Annotated in this window: 21 protein-coding genes and 1 riboswitch; of the genes, 16 read left to right on the top strand and 5 right to left on the bottom strand. The window is 67.0% G+C overall.

Translation table 11 applies throughout. From position 1 onward, the window contains the following. Nucleotides 1-77: 77 nt before the first annotated feature. The 5 genes from ACIP90_RS06855 (at nucleotide 78) to ACIP90_RS06835 (ending at nucleotide 4970) form a co-directional block, all read left to right on the top strand. A complete protein-coding gene (locus tag ACIP90_RS06855; protein ID WP_400577979.1) occupies nucleotides 78-674 on the top strand; it encodes a hypothetical protein in 597 nt (198 codons plus the stop codon). 181 nt (nucleotides 675-855) lie between these two features. Then, entirely contained in the window at nucleotides 856-3093 is a 2238-nt protein-coding gene (ligA, locus tag ACIP90_RS06850; RefSeq protein ID WP_400578313.1) for an NAD-dependent DNA ligase LigA, read from the top strand. Further along, on the top strand, nucleotides 3090-3905 hold the full coding sequence (locus tag ACIP90_RS06845) for an inositol monophosphatase family protein (protein WP_400577978.1): 816 nt from the start codon (nucleotides 3090-3092) through the stop codon (nucleotides 3903-3905). Before ligA ends, ACIP90_RS06845 begins: the two co-directional genes overlap by 4 nt. Nucleotides 3906-3989: 84 nt before the next feature. Then, the gene (locus ACIP90_RS06840) at nucleotides 3990-4502 is read left to right on the top strand and encodes a GNAT family N-acetyltransferase (protein ID WP_400577976.1); all 513 of its coding nucleotides are present in this window, start codon (nucleotides 3990-3992) and stop codon (nucleotides 4500-4502) included. An 84-nt stretch (nucleotides 4503-4586) separates the two neighbouring features. Beyond that, complete coding sequence (locus ACIP90_RS06835) at nucleotides 4587-4970, top strand: RidA family protein (RefSeq protein WP_400577974.1); 384 nt, start codon at nucleotides 4587-4589, stop codon at nucleotides 4968-4970. Between the two features lie 17 nt (nucleotides 4971-4987). Here ACIP90_RS06835 and ACIP90_RS06830 read toward each other — a convergent pair whose 3' ends face one another. Further along, nucleotides 4988-5650 (bottom strand): response regulator, encoded by a 663-nt coding sequence (locus tag ACIP90_RS06830; protein WP_400578312.1) that lies wholly within the window; start codon nucleotides 5648-5650, stop codon nucleotides 4988-4990. A gap of 55 nt (nucleotides 5651-5705) precedes the next feature. After that, entirely contained in the window at nucleotides 5706-7466 is a 1761-nt protein-coding gene (locus tag ACIP90_RS06825) for an ATP-binding protein (protein WP_400577972.1), read from the bottom strand. A 232-nt stretch (nucleotides 7467-7698) separates the two neighbouring features. On the opposite strand from ACIP90_RS06825, the gene ACIP90_RS06820 reads away from it, so the two are divergent. The 5 genes from ACIP90_RS06820 to ACIP90_RS06800 all read left to right on the top strand — a co-directional run bounded on the left by ACIP90_RS06820 (nucleotide 7699) and on the right by ACIP90_RS06800 (nucleotide 13564). Further along, the gene (locus tag ACIP90_RS06820; RefSeq protein WP_400577970.1) at nucleotides 7699-9156 is read left to right on the top strand and encodes a CitMHS family transporter; all 1458 of its coding nucleotides are present in this window, start codon (nucleotides 7699-7701) and stop codon (nucleotides 9154-9156) included. A gap of 132 nt (nucleotides 9157-9288) precedes the next feature. Further along, nucleotides 9289-9585 carry an Asp-tRNA(Asn)/Glu-tRNA(Gln) amidotransferase subunit GatC gene (gene gatC / locus ACIP90_RS06815; protein ID WP_400577968.1) on the top strand — a complete coding sequence of 99 codons (297 nt, stop codon included), beginning with the start codon at nucleotides 9289-9291 and terminating at the stop codon, nucleotides 9583-9585. A gap of 6 nt (nucleotides 9586-9591) precedes the next feature. Further along, nucleotides 9592-11196: an Asp-tRNA(Asn)/Glu-tRNA(Gln) amidotransferase subunit GatA gene (gene gatA / locus ACIP90_RS06810; protein ID WP_400577966.1), complete on the top strand. Its 1605-nt coding sequence runs from the start codon at nucleotides 9592-9594 to the stop codon at nucleotides 11194-11196. Further along, nucleotides 11193-12701, top strand: a complete 1509-nt coding sequence (gene gatB / locus ACIP90_RS06805) for an Asp-tRNA(Asn)/Glu-tRNA(Gln) amidotransferase subunit GatB (protein WP_400578311.1) — start codon at nucleotides 11193-11195, stop codon at nucleotides 12699-12701. The genes gatA and gatB overlap by 4 nt, the downstream gene beginning before the upstream one ends. Before the next feature lie 176 nt (nucleotides 12702-12877). Then, nucleotides 12878-13564: a hypothetical protein gene (locus tag ACIP90_RS06800; protein WP_400577964.1), complete on the top strand. Its 687-nt coding sequence runs from the start codon at nucleotides 12878-12880 to the stop codon at nucleotides 13562-13564. Here ACIP90_RS06800 and ACIP90_RS06795 read toward each other — a convergent pair. Beyond that, nucleotides 13561-14469 carry a LysR family transcriptional regulator gene (locus ACIP90_RS06795; RefSeq protein ID WP_400577962.1) on the bottom strand — a complete coding sequence of 303 codons (909 nt, stop codon included), beginning with the start codon at nucleotides 14467-14469 and terminating at the stop codon, nucleotides 13561-13563. The genes ACIP90_RS06800 and ACIP90_RS06795 overlap by 4 nt on opposite strands. 138 nt (nucleotides 14470-14607) lie before the next feature. Here ACIP90_RS06795 and tdh point away from each other — a divergent pair, with 138 nt between their 5' ends. From tdh to ACIP90_RS06770, 5 genes are all read left to right on the top strand, one after another. Continuing rightward, nucleotides 14608-15654 carry an L-threonine 3-dehydrogenase gene (gene tdh / locus ACIP90_RS06790; protein ID WP_400577960.1) on the top strand — a complete coding sequence of 349 codons (1047 nt, stop codon included), beginning with the start codon at nucleotides 14608-14610 and terminating at the stop codon, nucleotides 15652-15654. A 58-nt stretch (nucleotides 15655-15712) separates the two neighbouring features. Continuing rightward, entirely contained in the window at nucleotides 15713-16909 is a 1197-nt protein-coding gene (locus ACIP90_RS06785) for a glycine C-acetyltransferase (protein WP_400577958.1), read from the top strand. A gap of 27 nt (nucleotides 16910-16936) precedes the next feature. Then, nucleotides 16937-18040 carry an NAD(P)/FAD-dependent oxidoreductase gene (locus ACIP90_RS06780; protein WP_400577956.1) on the top strand — a complete coding sequence of 368 codons (1104 nt, stop codon included), beginning with the start codon at nucleotides 16937-16939 and terminating at the stop codon, nucleotides 18038-18040. Nucleotides 18041-18051: 11 nt separating this feature from the next. Next, entirely contained in the window at nucleotides 18052-19266 is a 1215-nt protein-coding gene (hutI, locus tag ACIP90_RS06775; RefSeq protein WP_400577954.1) for an imidazolonepropionase, read from the top strand. A gap of 102 nt (nucleotides 19267-19368) precedes the next feature. Continuing rightward, nucleotides 19369-20178 (top strand): DeoR/GlpR family DNA-binding transcription regulator, encoded by an 810-nt coding sequence (locus tag ACIP90_RS06770; RefSeq protein WP_400577951.1) that lies wholly within the window; start codon nucleotides 19369-19371, stop codon nucleotides 20176-20178. 12 nt (nucleotides 20179-20190) lie between these two features. On the opposite strand, the gene ACIP90_RS06765 is transcribed toward ACIP90_RS06770, so the two are convergent. Then, nucleotides 20191-20871: a histidine phosphatase family protein gene (locus ACIP90_RS06765; protein ID WP_400577949.1), complete on the bottom strand. Its 681-nt coding sequence runs from the start codon at nucleotides 20869-20871 to the stop codon at nucleotides 20191-20193. A 97-nt stretch (nucleotides 20872-20968) separates the two neighbouring features. Here ACIP90_RS06765 and ACIP90_RS06760 point away from each other — a divergent pair, with 97 nt between their 5' ends. After that, the gene (locus ACIP90_RS06760; RefSeq protein ID WP_400577947.1) at nucleotides 20969-21748 is read left to right on the top strand and encodes a CPBP family intramembrane glutamic endopeptidase; all 780 of its coding nucleotides are present in this window, start codon (nucleotides 20969-20971) and stop codon (nucleotides 21746-21748) included. Between the two features lie 106 nt (nucleotides 21749-21854). On the opposite strand, the gene ACIP90_RS06755 is transcribed toward ACIP90_RS06760, so the two are convergent. After that, nucleotides 21855-22493, bottom strand: a complete 639-nt coding sequence (locus ACIP90_RS06755) for a VOC family protein (protein ID WP_215050555.1) — start codon at nucleotides 22491-22493, stop codon at nucleotides 21855-21857. A 188-nt stretch (nucleotides 22494-22681) separates the two neighbouring features. After that, a riboswitch (SAM riboswitch) is annotated at nucleotides 22682-22797 on the top strand. The last annotated feature ends 9 nt before the right edge of the window (nucleotides 22798-22806 follow it).

Genomic DNA, 22806 nt, shown 5'->3' with positions numbered 1-22806 from the left:
CCAAAAGGCCTGTAGGAAGATACCCAAGACAGATGCTCGGCGCGGGGGAGGCCTGCGCGCGGCAGCAAAGGTGACCCATGACTAGAACTCATTTCCTGCCGACCGCGCTCCTGCTCGGACTCGCTGCCACAGCGCTGGCCTTCGCCGCGCTGGCAGGCGGTGCGGGGGCCGCTCAGGCCGGTCTGCTGTGCCTGCCCACACAACCGTGCGCGACCGGTTCTCCGACGCCGACAGCCGAGCCTTCGCCGGCACCACCGCGTGCAAAGAAGCCGCCAGTTCCCGCACCGACACAGCCGGCGGCTCCGGCCCAGCCTTCCGTGGATCCGGCTCCGGCTGTCCCCACCACAAGGCCCGCTCCGACCGCGCAGGCCACGGGGCAAACGACGGCTGCTGCGGCACCGTCCGCCAGTTCCGCCCCCACGACGGCAGTCCCCACCACGGCCAGTGCCGCGCCGAGCCGTTCGGATTCGAGCCCGACGGCCGAGTCCAATTGGAACAAGCCCATTGAATCGCCCACGAAGGCGAGCCACGCTGCTGCCGTCAGCACGGACGATCAAGGCCCCGGCGCAGGAACCCTGAGCGTCTTCGTCATCACCGGAGGGGTCCTGCTGGTGGGCTTCGGCGTACTCGTGCTCGCCCTGTGGACAAGAAACCGCCTCGCGGGCCACTGGTGAGCCTGACGGTTCAAGCCCCGGCGTTTCGCACTGTCACCATCCACTGGGCACAGTTCCGAAACGGCCCAATGTCCGGGGTGTAAGGCAAGATAGGTTTGTGAGCACAGCATCAGGTCCCGCAGAAACGGCAGCATCCGGAACCGACCAGGCATCCGGAGTTGACCAGCTCGAGCCGGAAGCGATTCCGTCTGAGTCGGTCCGCGACGAATACCAGAACCTGGCGGATCTCGTCAGGAAGTACCGGTTCGCCTACTACCAGGAGGACGAGCCGCTCGTCTCCGATGCGGAGTTCGATGCCCTCTTCCGGCGGCTGGAGGAGCTGGAGGCACTCCACCCGGAGCTGGTGTCCAACGACTCGCCCACCCAGGAAGTGGGGGGCGAAGTGTCGGCGGCGTTTGCCGCCGTCGAACACCTGCAGCGGATGTACAGCCTGGAGGACGTGTTTTCCCTCGAGGAGCTGGAAGCCTGGATCGCCAAGGCGGAGGCGGGCATCGCCAAAATTGGAAGCCCCGCAGCGGCGTGGCTGACCGAGCTGAAGATCGACGGCCTGGCGGTCAATCTGCTGTACCGGGACGGCAAGCTGGTCCGGGCCGCCACCCGCGGCGACGGGACCACGGGTGAGGACATTACGCACAATGTGCTCACCATCAAGGAAATCCCGCAGCAGCTCAGCGGCAGCGGGTTCCCCGCCGAGATGGAGGTCCGTGGTGAGGTGTTCATACCCTCCAAGGCCTTCGCTGAGTTCAACGAGGCGCTCATCGAGGCCGGAAAGGCCCCGCTGGCCAACCCCCGGAACGCGGCGGCGGGCTCACTGCGCCAAAAGGACCCCGCGGAGACCGCCAAGCGGCCGCTGAAGATGTTCGTCCACGGGATCGGCGCCCGCGACGGCCTTCCGAGCGCCAGCCAATCCGAGACCTACAAGCTGCTGGCGGAGTGGGGCCTGCCCGTCAGTCCGTACTTCGAGGTGCTCGGCAGCCTGGCAGAAGTCTTGGAGTTCATTGCCAAGTACGGGGACAAGCGCCACAGCCTGCTGCATGAGATCGACGGCATTGTGGTGAAGGTGGATGACTTCGCCACCCAGCGTGCCCTGGGCTTCACCACCCGCGTTCCGCGCTGGGCGGTGGCCTACAAGTACCCGCCCGAAGAAGTGCACACGAAGCTCCTGGATATCGCGGTGAACGTGGGCCGCACCGGGCGCGTCACCCCGTTCGGGATCATGGAACCGGTCAAGGTGGCGGGCTCCACCGTGGGCATGGCCACCCTGCACAACCAGGACGTGGTCAAGGCCAAGGGCGTGAAGATCGGCGACATCGTGGTCCTGCGCAAGGCCGGCGACGTCATCCCCGAGATCGTCGGCCCGGTGCTGGCGCTGCGTGACCAGCAGCACCCGCCGGTGCGCGACTTCGTCATGCCCACGGAATGCCCGTCCTGCGGCACGCCGCTTGCGCCCGGGAAGGAAGGGGACGTGGACATCCGCTGCCCCAACGCCCGGTCCTGCCCGTCCCAGCTCCGCGAGCGGGTTTTCCACCTCGCCGGCCGGGGAGGATTCGACATCGAAGCGCTGGGCTGGGAGGCCGCCATCGCCCTCACCCAGCCGGCGGAGCCGGAAGTCCCGCCGCTCACCACTGAAGCCGCCCTTTTCGACCTGACTCCGGAGGATCTCGCCCCGGTGAGGATCCGGCGCGAAAAGCGCTCCAAGGGTGTCGGCACGGGGGAGTACGAGCTCGTGCCCTACTTCTACAGCAAGGGCACGGCCAAGTCCCCGTCCAGGCCCACCGCAACCACCGAGAAACTCTTCAAGGAACTCGAAAAGGCCAAGACCCAGCCGCTGTGGCGCGTGTTGGTGGCCCTGTCCATCAGGCACGTCGGCCCGCGCGCATCCCGTGCCCTGGCCAACCACTTCGGCTCCATGGACGCCATCCGGCAGGCCTCGGAAGAAGAACTGGCGGGAGTTGACGGTGTAGGCCCCACCATCGCCGCGGCGCTCAAGGAATGGTTTGCCGAGGACTGGCATGTCGAGATCATCGACCGCTGGGCGGCAGCCGGCGTGCGCATGGAGGATGAGCGGGATGAATCCACGCCGCGCACCCTCGAAGGGCTGACCATCGTGGTCACGGGGACGCTGGAAGGCTTCAGCCGCGACGAGGCCAAGGAAGCCATCCTGGTGCGCGGCGGCAAGGCGGCAGGTTCGGTGTCCAAGAACACCAGCTACCTCGTCGCCGGCGAAAACGCCGGGACCAAACTGGACAAGGCGGAACAGCTGGGCGTGCCCGTGCTCGACGAGGACGGATTCCGGGAACTGCTGGCAAACGGGCAGAACGGCGCTCGCGGCGGCGCCCACGGCGACGGGGACACTGACGGTGCCGCCGGTGATTCCGAGGAAGCCTCCGCCGGCCTGGACGGGAACGCAGCCGAATGAGCCAGGACGTGAAAGAGCTGCTTGAGGTGGCCAAGGCAGCGGCTGCGGCCGGCGCAGCGGTCCTGTCCACCCGCCAGGACTCAGCCCTGGCTGACATCAGCAACAGGAGCGCCGCGGGGGACTGGGTCACCGCCTTCGACGTTGCGGCGGAGAAAGCGGTCCGGGATGCCATCCGGTCCGCCCGTCCGCAGGACACCATCACCGGCGAGGAACAGGGCACCACCCGCCCCGAGGATCCGAGTGGTCTCCGCTGGTCCATTGACCCGCTGGACGGGACCACCAACTTCATCCGCAACATCGTCTACTACGCCACGTCCGTGGCAGTTGCCGACGCCGACGGCGTGTGGCTGGCCGGCGTCGTCAATGCCCCGGCGCTGGGCCGCGTGTATTACGCTTCCCGGGGCCACGGTGCCTGGCTCGAACACAACGGCAGCCGGACCCAGCTCACCGGACCCGTGATTGGGCGCCAGGGCCAGATCCTCGCCACGGGCTTCAGTTACGACCCCGCCACGCGGGAGGACCAAGCCAGTCTCCTCGGCGGTCTCATGGAGGGTTTTGCGGACATCCGGAGGCTCGGCTCCGCAGCCTTGGACCTGTGCCTGGTGGCAGACGGCACGCATGACGCCTTTGGTGAGCGGGGCCTCAACGAGCACGACTTTTCGGCGGGGGCGCTGATCGCCGAGGAAGCGGGTTGCTGGGTACGCAGGCCCCGGCTGACCAGCCCGCTGGACGGCGGACCGTCCGACGAGGAGCGGCTTGCGGCCTGGACGTGCGCGGGCACCCTGGAGCTTTCCGGCAAATTCCCGCTCTGACACGACAGCACACGGGATGATAGTTCAATCACGGAAACGGCTGTTTCGCGGCGGGCATCCGGCAGGCGGAACTAGCATTGACAGGTGCAGCCGCAGATCATTGTCCGTCCAGCCGTCCCCGCCGACTACGAGGCGATAGCGCGCATTACGCGCGACTCCTACCTGGCGGCGGGGTACTTTGACAGCGCAGACCATCCGTACATGAGGCAGATCCAGGACGTGGCCAGGCGCGCGGCGCACGCAACCATCTGGGTCGCCGAGCGGAACGGGCAGGTCGTGGGCTCGGTGACGCTGGCGGTTGCCGGCGAGCCGTATGCGGACATTGCCCTCGACGACGAACTCGAATTCCGGATGCTCGTGGTGGACCCTGCAGTGCAGCGCAGCGGCGCGGGCCTGGCCATGGTCGAAGCCATCATTGAGCACGCCAGGTCGCTGGACGGAATCCGCGCCGTGGCCCTGACCACGGGCAGGACCTGGGAGAGCGCCCACGGGTTGTACCGGAAGACTGGATTCCGTCGTGTTCCCGAGCGGGACTGGTTCGTGCCGGACACCGACATAAAGCTGCTGGTTTTCCGGCTGGACGTCCAACCGACCTAGAGTGGTGCCGACTCATTCCTCCGGCCCATTTCCCACCGCTGCGAACGCGGCCTGCGGGCATGCGGCCCCAGTGAAAGGCGCACCATGCGCAAGACCTTCGGCACCGGCTCCGTCTGGGAGCAGACCCTCGGCTACTCCCGCGCGGTCCAGGTGGACAATACGCTGTACATCTCCGCCACCTCGTCAAGCGGCGAGAACGGCATCGTGGGCAGCGACTTCTATGAGCAGACCAAGTACATCCTGCAGAAGCTGGAAAAGGTCCTTGCCGACGCCGGCTTCGGCCTCGCCGACGTCGTGCAGTCCAAGCTCTATCTGACGGACATCAGCAAGTGGGAAGACGCCGGCCGTGCCCACGGCGAGGTCTTCGGCGAGATCCGCCCCACGCTATCGCTGGTTCACGTGCTGCCCTTCCTCGATCCCGAGATGCTCGTGGAAATCGAACTGGTCGCACAGAAGAGCGCCAGCTAGCACCTACACCCCGCTTGTTAGGGCGTGGGGAGGCCGTAGCGGTGTTCCGGCCGGCCTGTTGTCCCGTACCTGAGCTGGATTTCGACGGCGCCGTCATCCGCCAGCGATGAGAGGTACCGCTGGGCGGTGGCCCGGGACACCCCCACGCGCCCGGCGACCTCGGCTGCGGAATACTGTTCGCCCGGCACCAGTGATTCCAGCACCGCCGCTTCAGTAGCCGAGCGCGGCCTGGCCGAGGGCGAAACGTCCCCCGGGATCAGGGCGCGTTTGGCCCGTTCCACCGTGTCCTGGTCCAATGCCCCGGGCTGGCCGAGGATCCGCCGGTACCGGGCATAGGACCGAAGCTGCTGGGACAGAGACTCCGCGGTGAACGGCTTCAGCAAGTATCCGAGGGCGCCGCGGCGGAACGCCGTCCGCAGCGATGCGGCATCGGACGCCGCGCTCAGGATCATCGTGTCAACGTCCAGCTGGTGCAGGAGATCCAGGCCCGAGGCGTCCGGCAGATACACATCCAGCAGCACCAGGTCCGGCCGCAGGCTGTGGATGGATTGCAGCGCCAGTGAGGCTGAACCGGCCGGCGGGAGGGCTAGAAATCCCGCTACCGAATCCACGTAGGCCGCATGGAGCTTTGCTACGTGGAAGTCGTCATCCACGATCAGCACCCGGAAATCCTCAGACATCATCGTCCTATCGTCGTGTCTCTCATGTGGGGGCTTCCCTGTCATGCGGGCCCCGTCAGTCCTTGCCGGAATTGGTGGTACCGGGGAGCGTCGCCATGAACACGGCGCCGGGTCCGCCCGCGCCCCCGGGCTCCAGCACCCTGACGTCGCCGCCGCGGCGCCGCGCCAGCTGCCGGGCAAGAGCCAATCCCAGGCCCTGGCCCCCTGCGGAGCGGACGGGGCCGCCTGCGGGGCGGACGGGTCCCCCTGCCGTCGTGAATCCCTCGGCAAACACGGCATCCGGATCAGTTCCGCCCGGCAGCCCGTCTCCTGAATCCGCGACGACGATGTGCAGGGTTCCGCCGTCGTCGGACGGTTCGTCGAGGAGTTCAAGTTCCACCCACCGCTCGCCCGCCGAGCCGGCGACGGCAGCGTTCACCGCGTTGTCGATCAGGTTCCCCAGGACAGTGGTCACGTCCTGCGGTTCCGTGACTTGCCCGCGCACCAGGGTCTCGGGGCCGATCCGGAGCGCCACGCCGCGCTCGTCCGCCTCCACGCCCTTGGCGCCGACGAACGCCTGCAGGTAGGGGTCCTGCAGGAGCTCGGCCTGGTCCACCGGGAATTTCAGCGGCCCGGTGGCGGCAAGCTTCTCCAGATATTTACGTGCCTGCTGGTGCTGGCCGATGCTCATGAAGCCGGCAATGGTGTGCAGCTGGTTGGCGAACTCGTGCCGCTGTGCCCGGAGCGCCGTGGACATGGTCCCGACGGCGTCCAGCTGGCGTGTCAGCTGCTGCAGCTCGGTGCGGTCCCGGAGCATGACCACCCAGCCGAGGTCCTCCTGGCGGTGCAGGGCCTTGCGCGCGCTCGCCACCAGGACCCTGCCGCCGGCGATCAGCTCCACGGCTTCGCCCTCCCTGGCGTCGGCTTCGGTCAGCGCCTTGAGCTGCGGGGGAACCGGCGCCGCGGACCACAGCGTGCCGGTCAGGTCGGGCTGCCCCAGGAGCCGCTGGGCGGCGGCGTTGAAGACGCTGATGCGGCCGTCGGCCGAGACGCCCACCACGCCCTCGTCCACACCCTCCAGCACGGCCACCTGGTCATGCACCAGCGTGCTGATCTCCTCCGGTTCCAGGCCGAGTGTGAGCCGCTGCAGCCGGCGCCGGAGCAGGAACGAGGCCAGTACACCTGCCACGAGGGATCCCGCCGCCGTCACGGCAATGGGCACGATGTCGCGCCGGAGGCTCTGGCCAATTGTCTCGGTGGAGTAGCCCACGCTGACTTCGCCCACGACTTTGCCGGCGGCACCGGCACCAGCACCACCACCGGCACCAGCGGCACCACCGGCGCCGGGCTCCGCACCCGGTGCGAAAACCGGCACCTTGGCACCGGCCGACGGGCCCAGCGTCCCGGTGTTGCGCGTGGTGACCTCGTGTCCTGCCAGCGCCTCCGAGGGGTCCGTGCTGACACGTTGGCCGAGCCGGTCGGCCTCGGGGTGGGCCAGCCGGAGTCCCGTTTCATCCGTGATCACCACGAACAGGGCACCGGTCCGGTTGCGAGCTCCCTCCGCCGCCGCCATGAGCGGACCGGCAAGCAGCTGGTCCCGCGGGGGAGTGCCTTCCAGCCGGCTGATCCGGGCAACGTCGGCGCGCACTGAAGGGTCCGACGCCACGGTCCGGGCAAGCGTGAGCGCCTGGTTTTCCGCCTCGCGCCCCAGGCGTTCGTAGGTCAGCCAGGCGTGGACGGCTGCGCTGAGGAGTACGACGAGGAGCACCACGCCCAGCTGCAGCAGCAGGGTCTGCGTGGAGAACCGCAGCGGCAGGCGCCGGGACGGTGCGGTCATGGCGCTCCTCCTCGAGGCAGGATAGGGCAGGCAGGGCTGCCAAGGGCGTGGGTAGACATTACCGGCTTGTGCGCAGGCGGTCCGGCTGGGCCGTGAGCAGAATGCGCAAAATGCTCCCAATAAGCAGTATGCCAATCAATTGAGCCAAAGGCACTGCCGTGACCGGGGCCACTCTAACGTCTGTAGTGCGCATCACATCGAGGTGGTGCCGTTCATCAAAAAGGAGCCGGCCGTGCTGGTATTACTTGGATTCGCCATGATCGCGGTATTCATGGTGCTGATCATGACGAAAAAGTTGACGCCAGTGCTGGCGCTCATAATCGTCCCCACCGTTTTCGGGCTGTTTGCAGGCGCCGGCCTCGGCATCGGCGACATGGTCATGGACTCGATGAAGTCCATGACTTCCACCGCCGCCCTGCTGATGTTCGCCATCATCTACTTCGGCCTGATGATCGACGTCGGGCTGTTCGACCCGCTGGTCCGGTTCATCCTGCGCAAGCTGGGCAATGACCCCGCCAAGGTTGTCCTGGGCACCGCCCTGCTGGCTGCCGCCGTGTCCCTGGACGGCGACGGCTCCACAACGTTCATCCTCACAACGGCGGCGATGCTGCCGATCTACCTCCGCCTGAAGATGAGCCCGGTGGTCCTCACCTGCGTGGCCGGCCTGGCCAACGGCACCATGAACATCGTGCCGTGGGGCGGCCCCACGGCACGCGCCGCCACCGCGCTGAAGATCGATGTCAACGACGTCTTCGTCCCCATGCTCCCGTCCCTGCTCGCCGGCATCGCCGTCGTCCTGGCCTTCGCCTGGCTGCTTGGCATCCAGGAGCGCAACCGCCTTCGCGCCACCCAGCCGGAAATCTGGGGTGTCCCTGAAACTGCTGAAGCGTTCGACGGCGGGACCGCCGGCGGCGGCCCGGTAACCGGCGGCGGTAAGGTCGCCGCCCCTTCCGGTGGGGCTCCCGCCGTCGGAGGCACCTCCGTAGCTGTCCTGGAACGCACCGAGACACTGGTTGACGACAGCGATACCGCCATGGCAGATACTGCCCTGGACCCCAACCGCAAGAGCCTGCGTCCCAAGCTGCAGTGGTTCAACCTTGGCCTCACGGTCGCGGTGATGGGCATGCTCATCGCCGACCTCGTGCCCCTGCCGTACGTCTTCATGGTGGGCTCGGCCATCGCCCTGCTGGTGAACTTCCCCCACGTCAAGGACCAGGCCAACCAGCTCATCGCCCACGCCCCGTCCATCGTTGCCGTGGTGAGCATGGTCATGGCCGCCGCAGTACTGACCGGAGTCCTCACCGGCACCGGAATGGTCGAGGCCATGTCAGCCTGGCTCGTGCAGATCATCCCTTCGGACATGGGACCGCTCATGGCCGTCATCACCGGCGTCCTCAGCATCCCGATGACGTTCTTCATGAGCAACGACGCCTTCTACTTCGGCGTGCTGCCCGTCCTCAGTGAGACCGCCGCCCACTACGGCATCAGCGCCGCCGAGATGGCCCGCGCTTCCATCACCGGACAGCCGTTCCACATGCAGAGCCCGCTGGTTCCGGCAATCCTGCTGCTGGTTTCGCTTGCCAAGGTGGACCTGGGCGACCACCACAAGAAGGTGCTGTGGCGCAGCGCCGTGGTCTCCCTGGTGATGCTTGCCGTCGGGATGCTGACCGGAGCCATCGGCATCGGCTAACCTGTAGCTGCCCGCGGCACGCCGCGCGGCCGGATGTGCCCGCCTGGAGCCCGCTGGGGGTCGTCAGGCGGGCACTGACGTTTGCCCACTAGACTGGATCGGAAAACAATTCGAACTTTGCAGGGGAGATCCATGGCTGCGATCAACCGTGACGACGTCGCGCACCTCGCGCGGCTCGCGCACATTGAGATGAGTGCTGAAGAGCTGGACAGGATGGCCGGCGAGCTGGCCGTCATCGTAGATGCGGTGAAGTCCGTCAGCGAAGCCGCCGGGGACGACGTTCCGGCCACCTCACACCCGATTCCGCTGAACAACGTGTTCCGCGAGGACGTGGTGGGGCACACCTTCACCGCCGAGCAGGCACTCTCCGGAGCTCCGGATTCCGATGAGAACCGTTTCAAGGTCCCGGCAATCCTGGATGAGGCATAAAAACAGATGACTGAAAACAACAGCACCGAGCTGATCCGCCTCTCCGCAGCCCAGCTGGCCGCCAAGCTTGCCGCCCGGGAAGTCACAGCTGTCGAGGTTGTCCAGGCCCACCTGGACCGCATCGCCGCCGTCGATGGCGGAGACCGCGGCGTCCACGCTTTCCTCCACGTCAACACCGAAGAGGCGCTCGCCGTCGCCGCCGAAGTGGACGCCATCCGCGCCGCCGGCGGCGCTGCCGCCGACGAACTGCACGAGCTCGCCGGCGTTCCCATCGCCGTCAAGGACCTCATTGTCACGGTGGGCCAGCCCACGACGGCGGGGTCGAAGATCCTGGAGGGCTGGCACAGCCCGTACGACGCTACCGTCGTGCAGAAGCTCCGCGCCGCGAAGATGCCCATTCTGGGCAAGACCAACCTGGACGAATTCGCCATGGGTTCCTCCACGGAGCACTCCGCGTACGGCCCCACCCGCAACCCCTGGGACCTGGACCGCATCCCCGGCGGCTCCGGCGGTGGCTCGGCGGCCGCTGTTGCCGCTTTCGAAGCACCGCTCGCCCTGGGCACCGATACCGGCGGATCCATCCGCCAGCCGGGTGCCGTTACCGGAACAGTGGGCGTGAAGCCCACCTACGGTGGCGTGTCCCGCTACGGCGCCATCGCCATGGCGTCCTCACTGGACCAGATCGGCCCCGTGTCCCGCACCGTCCTGGACTCGGCGCTGCTGCACCAGGTCATCGGCGGCCACGACCCGCGCGACTCCACCTCGTTGCCCGACCCGCTGGCAGACCTCGTCGCTGCCGCCCGGCTGGGCAACGTGGAGGGCATGAAGATCGGCATCATCAAGGAACTCCACGGCGAGGGCTACCAGGCCGGTGTCGAGAACCGCTTCAACGAGTCCCTCGAGCTGCTCAGGGAGGCGGGCGCGGAAATCGTCGAGGTCTCCTGCCCCAACTTCAAGTACGCCCTCGGCGCGTACTACCTCATCATGCCCTCCGAGGCCTCCTCCAACCTGGCCAAGTTCGACGGCGTCCGTTACGGCCTGCGCGTGCTTCCCGAGCAGCCGCCCATGACCATTGAGCGCGTCATGGGGGCCACCCGTGCTGCCGGCTTCGGTGACGAGGTCAAGCGCCGCGTGATCCTGGGCACCTACGCCCTCTCAGCCGGCTACTACGACGCCTACTACGGGTCGGCGCAGAAGGTCCGCACCCTGATCCAGCGGGACTTCGAGGCCGCCTTTGCCAAGGCGGATGTCCTGATTTCCCCGACGGCCCCAACCACGGCCTTCAAGCTGGGCGAAAAGCTGGACGACCCCCTGGCCATGTACCTGAACGACGTCGCAACCATTCCGGCCAACATGGCCGGCGTTCCCGGCCTGTCCCTGCCCGGCGGCCTCGCCGATGAGGACGGGCTGCCCGTCGGCATCCAGCTCCTGGCTCCTGCCCGCGAGGACGCGCGCCTGTACCGCGTGGGCGCCGTGCTGGAATCCCTGCTTGAGGAAAAATGGGGCGGTCCGCTGCTGGACAAAGCCCCGGAACTGCCGGCTCTTTCCCTCACTTCTTCACCGTCGGTTGCTGCGGCTGGCGCCCCCTCGAGCCACGGAGGTTCACACTGATGTCCGATGCAATCCTGAGCTTCGACGAGGCCATGGAGAAGTACGATCCCGTCTTGGGGTTCGAGGTCCACGTGGAGCTCAACACCAAGACCAAGATGTTCTCCTCCGCCCCCAACGTCTTTGGCGATGAGCCCAACACCAATGTCAACGAGGTGGACCTCGGCATGCCCGGCGTGCTCCCCGTGCTGAACAAGACCGCGGTGGAGTCGTCGATCAAGATCGGGCTGGCGCTGAACTGCAAGATCGCCGACTACTGCCGCTTCGCCCGGAAGAACTATTTCTACCCGGACACCCCGAAGAACTTCCAGACGTCCCAGTACGACGAACCGATCGCGTATGACGGCCACCTGGACATCGAGCTCTCCGACGGCACCGTGTTCCGCGTTGAAATTGAACGGGCCCACATGGAGGAGGACGCCGGCAAGCTGACCCACCTCGGCGGCTCGGCGGGCCGCATCCAGGGCGCGGACTACTCGCTCGTGGACTACAACCGCGCCGGCGTCCCGCTGGTGGAAATCGTGACCAAGCCCATCGAGGGCGCCGGGTCCCGCGCCCCGGAGCTGGCCAAGGCCTACGTGGCCGCAGTCCGCGAGATCGTCAAGAACCTCGGCGTGTCCGACGCCCGGATGGAGCGCGGCAATGTCCGCTGCGACGCCAACGTGTCACTGCGCCCGCACGGCCGCGAACGCTTCGGCATCCGCTCCGAGACCAAGAACGTCAACTCGCTGCGCGCCGTCGAACACGCCGTCCGCTACGAGATCCAGCGGCACGCCGCCGTGCTGGAATCCGGCGAGCCAGTGATCCAGGAAACCCGTCACTGGCACGAGGACACGCGCACCACGACGTCCGGCCGGGAAAAGTCCGACGCCGACGACTACCGCTACTTCCCGGAGCCCGACCTCGTTCCGGTGGTCGCTTCGCGCGAATGGGTCGAGGAGCTGCGCGCCACCCTGCCCGAGCCTCCGGCGGCCCGCCGCAAGCGGCTCCAGGCGGACTGGGGCTACTCGGACCTCGAATTCCGTGACGTCGTCAACGCCGGCGTGATGGATGAAATTGAGGAAACCATCGCCGCCGGTGCCACGGCCTCCGTGGCACGCAAGTGGTGGATGGGTGAGATCGTGGGCCGTGCCAAGAACGCCGACGTCGACCCCGGCCAGCTCGGCGTCCAGCCCGCCACCATTGTCGAACTGAGCAAGATGGTGGAAGACGGCAAGATCAACAACAAGATGGCCACTGAGGTGCTGGACGGTGTGCTCGCCGGTGAAGGCACTCCGGCCGAGATCGTTGAGAAGCGCGGCCTCGCCGTCGTGTCCGACGACGGTCCCCTCCTGGAAGCCATCGACGCAGCCCTCGCCGCACAGCCCGACGTCGCGGACAAGATCCGTGGCGGCAAAGTGCAGGCCATAGGTGCCATCGTCGGCGGCGTCATGAAGGCCACCCGGGGACAGGCCGATGCCGGCCGCGTCCGCGAACTGATCCTGGAAAAGCTGGGCGTCAGCGCCTGACCCTTCCCTCTCCACGCTGGGTCGCAGCCCACGCGGTTCTGAACGCTCAGAACCGCGTGGGCTGCGACCCAGTTGGGGGTTAACAGGCATTTGGCTCCATGCTCTCCATAAGGTCCCGGCCCTACAGTGTGGACTGAGGGCGCCGGAGTCCCGCCGGTGCGGAGGAAGGACATGCCATGCCGGCTTTGCAACCGAACATTTTGGGCCGCGCCCTGTTGGCCGGCGCCGTAGTACTCGCCCTGAGCGGGGCAGGAGCAGCGGTGGTCCGGGCCGCCGGCGAGACCGCCGGTAGCGAGGATGCCGCCTTGGTTTCCTCACAGCCGGCGCCGCCAGCGCCGGGCGGCCAGGGCAAGGCGGAGGAAGCCAGAGGCCAGGGCAAGGGGCGTGAGCTTCACAGCGAGAGCGTTGTCAAAAAGGGCGACGGAACCCTTGAAACGCGGATCACTCAGTTCGGCACCGTGGAGTCAGTGAGCGAGACGTCCATCACGGTCAAGAGCGAGGACGGCTTCACCCTGGCCTATGCCATCGGTGCCGACACCAGGATCCGCAAGCAGGCCGCGGCCGCTCCTGACGGCACCGCACCCAAGGACGACGCCGGCAAACGGGTCAAGCCCTCGGCCGCCACCGCAGCGGACCTCAAGCAGGGGGACACCGTGCGCATCAGGGGCGTCAAGAACGGCGCGTCCATCACCGCGAGGACGATCATCGAAGGCGCCGGCGGCAAGGGACAAGGACTCGGCCAAGGCAAAGGACGCGGTATGGGACTCGGCCAGGGCAAGGGACTTGGCCACGGCCAGGCCAAAGCCGGGGACCGCGGCCAGGCCAAAGCCGGGGACCGCGGCCAGGCCGACGACGTGCCCTAGTCGTGGACGAGCCGGGCCATGATGTCCTCCAACGCTTCGCACACCATCATCACGGATGCCCGCTTCAGGTTCTCAGGCCGGGCCAAGATATCGATCCTGCGGCGGGTGCTGATGCCCCTGAGCGGGCGCAACACAATGTCCGGACTCAGCACCGGCCTTGCGGTATGCCTCGGCAGCAGACCGATCACGCCGCCCGCCGCCACGAGCGCGGCCACCGTGGAGTAGTCGTTGATGCGATGCACAATGTTCAGTTCCCGGCTGGATACGGCGGCCACGGCGGACAGCACGTCCGCGGGTGAATAGCCCGTGCGGCTGGTCACCCAGGATTCGCCCACGACGTCCTCCGGTTCCAGGGACTGCTGGGCGGCGAGCCGGTGTCCTGCCGGAAGCGCCACGTCGAGGGGCTCATGCGCGAGGGGTATCACCGCCACCCGCTCGGTGGGCCAGCGCGGACTGTGGTCCATGCGGTGGGCCAGCACCAGGTCGTAGCGTGCCGTGAGGGCGGGGAAATCCTGCTGTGCCACGTCCTCATCGAACAGCCGGACTTTAGGTTTGTCTGGCCCGTCCAGCAGCCGCGCGAGCGGCGCGAACAGTGCCTGCCCGGCGCTGTGGAAGCCGCTGACAGTCACCGGGGCCACCGTGGAGCCGTGGTAGGCGCCGATCGCCATGCGGGCATCGGCCATCGCGCTGACGACGGCGGCGCCGGCGTCAGCAAGCACCTGCCCGGCCTCCGTGAGGACCAGATTCCTGCCCTCCTTGCGCGTGAGCGGAACGTCCACGCTCTTCTGCAGCTGTGCCAGCTGCTGGGAGACGGCCGACGGCGTGACCAGCAGCGTGTCTGCCACGGCCTTGACGCTTCCGAGAGCACCGAGCTCACGCAGCATTTCCAGCTGGTGGATTTCCATGGCCCCATCTTATGCCTTAGCTTTTCCTAAATCGTCGATTGAGAAAAATCCCCTTGTGCTAACGCGTTGGAGTGGCTCTAATGAAGGGAGATTCCACCCCGCATGCAGCCAAAGCGCATGCCAAACGTAAGGATGCCAATGAAGGCTCTGTACAAGGCCGGCGCGCAAGCCGGGTTCGAGCTCGTTGACCGTCCGGAGCCCGCAGCCGGCTCCGACGACGTCAAGATCCGGGTTCTGACCACCGGCATCTGCGGCACGGACCTGCACATCCAGTCGTGGGACGCGTGGGCCCAGAGCATTATCCAGGCACCCCTCATTGCCGGGCACGAGTTCTATGGCGAAGTCGTCGAAATCGGGGAAGACGTCCGGGACGTCAAGGTAGGGGACCGGGTGTCCGGCGAGGGGCACATTGTCTGCGGCATCTGCCGGAACTGCCGTGCCGGCCGCCGGCAGATGTGCATCCACACGGTGAGCGTTGGCGTGCAGCGGGACGGCGCGTTCGCCGAGTACGTGGTCATCCCGGAAACCAACGTGTGGGTCCACCACGATTCCTCCGTGACCCCGGAACTCGGGGCCATCTTCGACCCCTTCGGCAACGCGGTGCACACGGCCCTGAGCTTTCCGCTCGTCGGGGAGGATGTACTCATCACGGGCGCCGGCCCCATCGGCCTCATGGCCATCGCCGTGGCCCGCCACGCCGGAGCCCGCAAGATCGCCATTACGGACGTCTCGGCACCGCGGCTGGAGCTGGCCCGGCAGCTCGGCGTCGACCTGGCCATCGACGTCTCCACGACGCGTGTCCGGGAGGCGCAGCGCGAGCTGGGCATGCGTGAGGGTTTCGACATCGGACTCGAAATGTCCGGGCACCCCACCGCGCTGCCGGAAATGATCGACAACATGAACCACGGCGGCCGCATCGCCATGCTGGGCCTGCCCAGCCAGCCGATCGACATCGACTGGGGCAAGGTGGTCACCCATATGCTGACCCTGAAGGGCATCTACGGCCGCGAAATGTTCGAGACGTGGTACGCCATGAGCGCCATGCTGTCCTCCAACCCCAGCCTGCACGCCAACATCTCCGCCGTGGTCACGGACGTGCTGCCGGCCGCGCAGTGGGAGAAGGGCTTCGACATTGCCCGCGCGGGCATCGGCGGCAAGGTTGTGCTCGACTGGTCACAATTCTGAGCAGCCCCTGATCCCCATCATCACCCCACGAGACTTTCGACGAGCCTAGGAGCCCCCCATGTATTCAGCAATCAAGGACCAGCTGCGCAGCGAACTGGATGAGATCCGCACTGCCGGCCTCTACAAAACCGAGCGGCACATCGATTCCCCCCAGGCCAACCGTATCGCCGCAGGCCAAATAGGGCACGAGGCCTCACCGGTACTGAACTTCTGCGCCAACAACTACCTCGGCCTGGCCGACCACCCGGACATCATCGCCGCGGCCAAGTCCGCCATGGACGAACGCGGCTTCGGCATGGCGAGCGTGCGGTTCATCTGCGGCACCCAGGACCTCCACCTGCAGCTTGAAGCCCGTGTGTCCAAGTTCCTCGGCACGGAGGACACCATCCTGTTCTCCAGCTGCTTCGACGCGAACGGCGGAGTCTTCGAGTCCCTGTTCGGTCCGGAGGATGCCGTCATCTCCGACGCCCTGAACCATGCGTCGATCATCGACGGCATCCGGCTCTGCAAAGCGCAGCGGTTCCGCTACGCCAACCAGGACATGGCCGACCTCGAAGCCAAGCTCCTGGAGGCCGCGGGAGCCCGGCGCAAGATCATCGTCACGGACGGTGTTTTCTCCATGGACGGCTACCTGGCGCCGCTGGAGGCCATCTGCGACCTCGCCGAAAAGCACGATGCCCTCGTCATGGTGGATGACTCCCACGCTGTGGGCTTCATGGGTGCCACCGGGGCCGGAACTCCGGAACACGCCGGGGTGTCTGACCGCGTGGACATCTACACCGGCACCTTCGGCAAGGCGCTCGGAGGGGCGTCGGGCGGCTATGTCTCCGGCCGCCGCGAAGTGGTGGCGATGCTCCGGCAGAAGGCCCGCCCCTACCTGTTCTCCAATTCCGTGGCCCCGGCCATCGTGGCTGCCACGATCAAGGCACTCGACCTCGTGGAGACCTCCGGCGAGCTGAGGGCCCGCCTGTTCGAGAATGCAGCGCTGTTCCGCCGCCGCATGACAGAGGAGGGCTTTGAGCTGCTCGACGGCGAACACGCCATTGTCCCGGTGATGTTCGGCGACGCCGTCCAGGCGGCGAAGGTGGCGGACGAGATGCTCCGGAACGGGGTCTTCGTCACCGCCTTCAGCTTCCCTGTGGTGCCGCGCGGGGCCGCCCGCATCCGCGTGCAGCTGTCAGCGGCCCACAGCTCCGACGACGTCGAAACGTGCGTCCGGGCGTTCGTGAAGAGCCGGAACACCGTAGCCGGATAGTTCCCGGCCGTCTGCAAGGATGGAGCCATGACAGCAACCTATGACGTGGTCATCGTCGGCGGCGGGATCGCCGGCCTGTCCTTGGCGTCCACCCTGGCAGGCAGCTGCAGCGTGGCGCTGGTCGAGGCCGAGCAGCAGTTGGCGTACCACACGTCCTCCCGCTCGGCCCGGCAGCTGATACCCAGTTTTGGCCCGCCTGTGGTCCAGGAGCTGACGGTCCGTACGCTGGAACTGATCTCGGCGCGGGACGCCGCCCTTTCGGTGCCCGTGCTGGCCCCGCGGAGCTTCATGCTGGTCGGCGACGAGGAAACCGTCAGGTCGGGATCCAGCAGCCGGATGAGAATGATCAGCCACGCCGAAGCGCTGGAGCTGTGCCCGGTCCTGAAGCCCGGAAGCTTCTCCGCGGCAGGCCTCGACAACGGCTCCTTCGCCTGCAACGCGCCGGTCCTCCTGGAGGACCACCGGGCGCGGGCCGAGGCGGCGGGCGCGGATATCATCACGGGTGCCCAGCTCCATTCGGCCCAGCGCCTCGGCAGCGGGTGGGAGATCGGTGCAGGGCAGGAGGCGTTCCAGGCCGGCGTCCTTGTCAACGCGGCGGGGGCGTGGGCGGACGAGGTAGCGGTCATCAGCGGCGTGGAAAAGCTCGGCCTCCAGCCGTACCGGCGCACCGCGGCGATTGCCGCCGTCGCGCATTCCCTCCCTGAGGGAACCCCCATGGTGGCTGCAGCGGACGACTCCTTCTACTTCCGCAGGGAGGGGGAGGACGTCCTGATCTCTCCGTCGGAACACGTGGCCAGCGCAGCAGAGGACGCACGGCCGTTCCCCGGCGACCTGGAGCGCCTGATCGCCCGGCTCAATTCCCTGACGACGCTGGGCATCAGCGCCGTACGGACCGCATGGACCGGCCTGCGCACCGAAGCGGCCGACGGCATTCCCGTGGCAGGCTTCGACGCCGAAGCTGCGGGCTTCTACTGGCTCGCCGGCCAGGGCGGGTACGGGTTCCAGACATCTTCCGCGATGGCCGAAATCGCCGCTGCCCAGATACTTGGACACAGCTCCGGCGCGGGGACGGGTCCGGTATCCCGGACAGCAGAGGCGCTCGCCGCGACGCGGTGGTCCATCCGGCGCTGAAGAATGGATTCATGAGCACCCTTCTTACCAATATCGGCGAACTGATGACCCAGGACCGCGAACACCGTGTATTACGGAACGCCGCCGTGGTGGTCGAGGGGGAACGGATCGCCTGGCTCGGAGCCGCGGCTGACGCGCCGGCGGCGGATGACTCGTACGACGCCGGCGGCCGCGCCGTGCTTCCCGGCTGGGTGGACTCGCACACGCATCTGATATTTGCCGGTGACCGGACCGCGGAATTCGAGGCCCGGATGGCCGGGGAGAGCTACAGCGCCGGAGGCATCGCCGTCACCACCGGAGCAACCCGCGGCACCGGGGACTATGACCTCACGCGGCTTGCACTCGGCCGGGTGGCGGAGGCGGTCTCGCAGGGCACAACGTACCTTGAGACCAAGACGGGATACGGCCTGGATGTGGAGCAGGAGGCACGGAGTGCACGGATTGCGTCCACGGTGGCCGACGAGGTCACCTACCTCGGGGCGCACCTGGTGCCGGCCGGGATGGATGCCGACGAGTACACGGACCTTGTCTGCGGCGAGATGCTCGAAGCAGTCCGCCCGTACGCGCAGTGGGCCGACGTGTTCTGCGAACGGGGCGCCTTCACCGAGGAGCAGTCGCGCCGCGTGCTGCAGGCCTGCCGCGCCGCTGGCCTCGGGCTGCGCGTCCACGGCAACCAGCTGGGCCCCGGAGCGGGCGTCCGTCTCGCCGTCGAGTTCGGCGCAGCGAGCGTGGACCATGTGAACTACCTGTCCGACGACGACGTCGACGCGCTGGCCGCAAGCTGGTCCGGCGCGGGCACAGATTCACGCGGCACAGATTCACGCGGCACAGTGGCAACCTGCCTGCCGGCCTGCGACCTGTCGACCCGCCAGCCGCTCGCGCCCGCGCGGCGGCTCCTGGACGCCGGAGTGCCCGTGGCGCTGGCTTCGAATTGCAACCCGGGGACGTCCTACACGAGTTCCATGGCATACTGTGTGACCACCGCTGTGCTGCAGATGGGACTCAGCGTGCACGAAGCCGTCCGAGCCGCGACGTACGGCGGCGCCTTGGCGCTGGGGCGTGAGTCAGGGAACGACGCCGACGGCGAACGTGCGGTGGGGTCGATCGCCGTCGGGCACCGCGCGGACCTGCATGTGCTCAATGCGCCGGCCGCGACGCACCTGGCCTACCGCCCGGGAATGCCGCTGACGCACGCCGTCTGGCGGGCCGGCGTCCGGGCGCGGTAGGACCGCGTCTCTAGCCGTCCATGTGACGTTAGGTGATCGTTTGCCGTCTGTTAGAATCAGAAAACGTCATTCTGACGGCAGTTTGATCACCGAGAGGCTAGCATGACCCGCACCGACCGACTGACGGCGATCCTGGATCTCCTTGCCAAAACCGGGCAGGTGGAGGTGGACGAAATCGTCACCCGGCTCGGAGTTTCGCCGGCCACGGCAAGGCGGGACCTGGACAGCCTGGCCAAGCGCCGGCTGCTGACCCGGACCCGGGGCGGCGCCACCACAGGCGCGCTGGCCTACGACCTCCCCGGACGCTACAACCGCGACGACCACGCGGCAGCCAAGCAGGAGATCGCCCTCGCTGCCTCGGCCCTCATCTCGCCGGGCATGGTGATCGGGCTCTGCGGCGGCACCACCAGCACCGCCCTGGCCCAGATCCTGGCAACCCGTGAGGACCTCAACTCGCCATCCAACCAGCCCACCCTGACGGTGGTCACCAACGCCATCAATATCGCCGGCCAGCTGGCTGTGCGGCCCAACATCAAGGTCATGGTGACCGGCGGGATCCTCAATCCGCGCTCGTACGAGCTCGTGGGACCGTACACAGACATCATCATGCAGAAAGTGGTGCTGGACATCGCGTTCATCGGCGTCAACGGCATTGATCCGGAGGTGGGCCCCACTAACACCGGGGAAGGCGAGGCGTCCGTCAACGCGCTGCTGGCCAGCCGCGCCAGCGTGTCCTACGTGATTGCGGACTCGTCCAAGGTGGGCCGCCGCGCCTTCGCCACGATGGACGGCTACGCGTTCACGCGACTGATCACCGATTCCGGCATCTCCGCCAAGGACAAGGCCGCCTTTGAAGCCATTGGCACCGAAGTCATCGTGGCACCGGAAACGCCGCGGACACGGCAGGCCTAGGAAGCCGGCGCCTTAGAACACCACAGGAGGGGCGTCGAGGACGGTCTCGTCCACCCGGCGCTCCACCCATTGCGTGAAGGGCTGGTCGAGTTCGTACTTGCCGTCTCCGGTGCGCACCAGCATCCGGATCTCTGCGTTGTCCGGGTTGTTCAGCGACTCGAAGTACTCCACGGACCAGTGGAACCAGCGCATGCAGAACAGGCGCATCGTCAGGCCGTGTGTGACCAGCAGGGCGTTGGGGGAGTAGTCGGGCTTTGCCCAGTGCCGGTACAGGGTCTCCATGAATGACGAAATGCGGTCATACACATCCGAGCCGGACTCACCCTCCCGGAAGCGGTAGAAAAAGTGGCCGTAGGCGTTCCGCAGCTCTTTTTGGTCCTCGATGTCGCCGGAAATCTGGAAATTGGCCCAGTCCTGCTCACGGAGCCTGGGCTCCTCGATCACCCGCTCCGTCAGCGAGCCCAGATCGAGTGCTTCCAGCGTCTGGTAGGCGCGCAGGTACGGCGAGACATAGACACTCACCTGCTGGCCATCCAGCTCGCGCCGGATGCGTTCGCCGGCGGCCCTGGCCTGGTCCACACCCAAAGGGGTGAGCGGAATGCGGTAGTCGGGCACCCGGTTGTAAATGGAGGTGTCGGCATTGGCGGCGGACTGGCCGTGCCGGATCATGATGATTTTCCCGGGCGCACTCATAGTTTCCCAGCATAGGGCCAGCCTGATACCCAACACCGGCACATACGTACCGGAAGCCAAACAGGCAAGTACCAGCAACTGCAGGCAAGATAGGAACATGTTGGTTCCTTCCCGCCGTCGTCTGCGGATCGAAATCTGGATAGTCCTGGGACTGTCCCTGGGGCAGTCGGCCGCCTACTCGGTGGTGCAGCTCCTGGACAAGATGAGCCAGGCGCCGCTCGCCCAGGGCACGTCCACGCTGAACCGTTCGCAAAGCACCCGCGAATATTTCGATCTGACCTACCAGCTCCTGGACATCATCTTCGCGCTGGTGCCCGTTCTGCTGGTCCTGTACTTCATGACGGAGCAGCGGCTGCCCAAGGCCGGGACAAGCAATGACAGCGGCTCGGCATTCCGGAAGCTCGGGTTCAACTTCGCCCGCCCCGGACGTGACCTGCTCCAGGGGCTGGGGCTGGCTGCACTGATCGGCATTCCCTCGCTGGGCCTCTATGCGGCGGGCCGGGCGCTGGGCATCACGACGGAGATCATCCCCAGCGCCCTGGACGCGTACTGGTGGACGATTCCCGTCCTGATTCTTTCCGCGGTGCGCCATGGCATCGTGGAGGAAGTGATTGTGGTGGGGTATTTGCTGGACCGCCTCGGGAAGCTCGGCTGGTCGGTGCCGGTGGCCATCTTCGCCAGCTCCATGCTGCGCGGCAGCTACCACCTGTACCAAGGCTTCGGGCCATTCATCGGCAATGCGGTCATGGGCGTGGTGTTCGCCTGGATCTACACCAAAACCCGGCGGGTGATGCCGCTGGTCATCGCCCATGCGATGCTGGACATAGTGGCCTTTGTCGGCTTCAGCCTGTTCGGAAAGAGCATCGGGCTGGGGTAGGGAAATAATTCGGCCGCCATCGGTGGGTGGCGTCGTTGGCACCCGCTGATGGCGGCCGAAGTGTAGTGGCAGCGTGCTGCGCAGTTGCAGCCTGCTGCCGCGCGCGTCAGATGGTGACGGCGCCTGCTGCGGTTTCAAACGTGACGGACAGAATGCCGGGTGTGCCGTGCGGGGCCACCCAGTTGACGGCGACATCCTCCAGGGGCCGTTCGACAGGCTCGCCGAGCCACTCGGTGACCCGCTCGGCGGAGCCCGCGATGGTGAGGCTGGACATCTTCACGTTGCTGTCATAGGCGTTGGACGGGTGCAGGGAAGGATCGCCCTCCCACTTCAGCATGTACGGGACCTGCGGGTCCGCAATAAGGCCCAGGATGCCGATCTGCTTCCATACGAGTTCGCGGCCATCCGGAAACTTGCGGTTGCCGTTGACTGCGGCGCGTCCCAGACGCTCCTCGAACGGGGCGAGGTCGTCCACTTCGACGCACCAGCCCATCCAGCCGCCGCCGGCGGCAGAGCGTGCGCGCACGGCCTGTCCGAAGGGGGCTTTGTCCGACGCCGGGTGGTCCAGGACCTCCACGACCTCAAGGTATTTGTGTCCCGCGAGCGGGATAATCATGTTCCGCGTTCCGAAACGGGGGTGTACTCCGCCCTTCACGGCTTCAACGCCGAGGGCGGACGAAATTCGTTCAGTGGTGGCCGCCAGGCCATCGTGTTCACAGGCGTAAGAGACGTGATCCATGCGCATGCCCTCATCTTGGCATCTTGTGACGCGGCTCTCAGCTAAGGGTTGCCTAACCCATTCGTGCTGTCTGCGGAAGAGCAGATTTCCGAGGTCTGCCGCGGCGCCCGCCGCCAGCGTTCGGCCGCCCCCCGGAGTCACATAGCCGTCACAATCTTCGCGCGGGGCGTGGGCCCTTTCGTAAGCTTGGTCCAGGTCATGAGTGCCAGCGACAGCCCCGGCTTGCTGGCCGGCAACCCTCCTTCCGCGGTGGGGTGCCCCGGGTGAAGACCTGGCCTGCCGGCCAGTTGGCGGCGGGCAAGCGCGTAGAAGAGGTATA

Source organism: Arthrobacter sp. NPDC093139, from assembly GCF_044754165.1.
In the GTDB taxonomy this organism is placed as follows: Bacteria; Actinomycetota; Actinomycetes; order Actinomycetales; family Micrococcaceae; genus Arthrobacter.
Note: the sequence above shows the minus strand (reverse complement) of the source record. Positions and strands in the feature narration are given on the sequence as shown.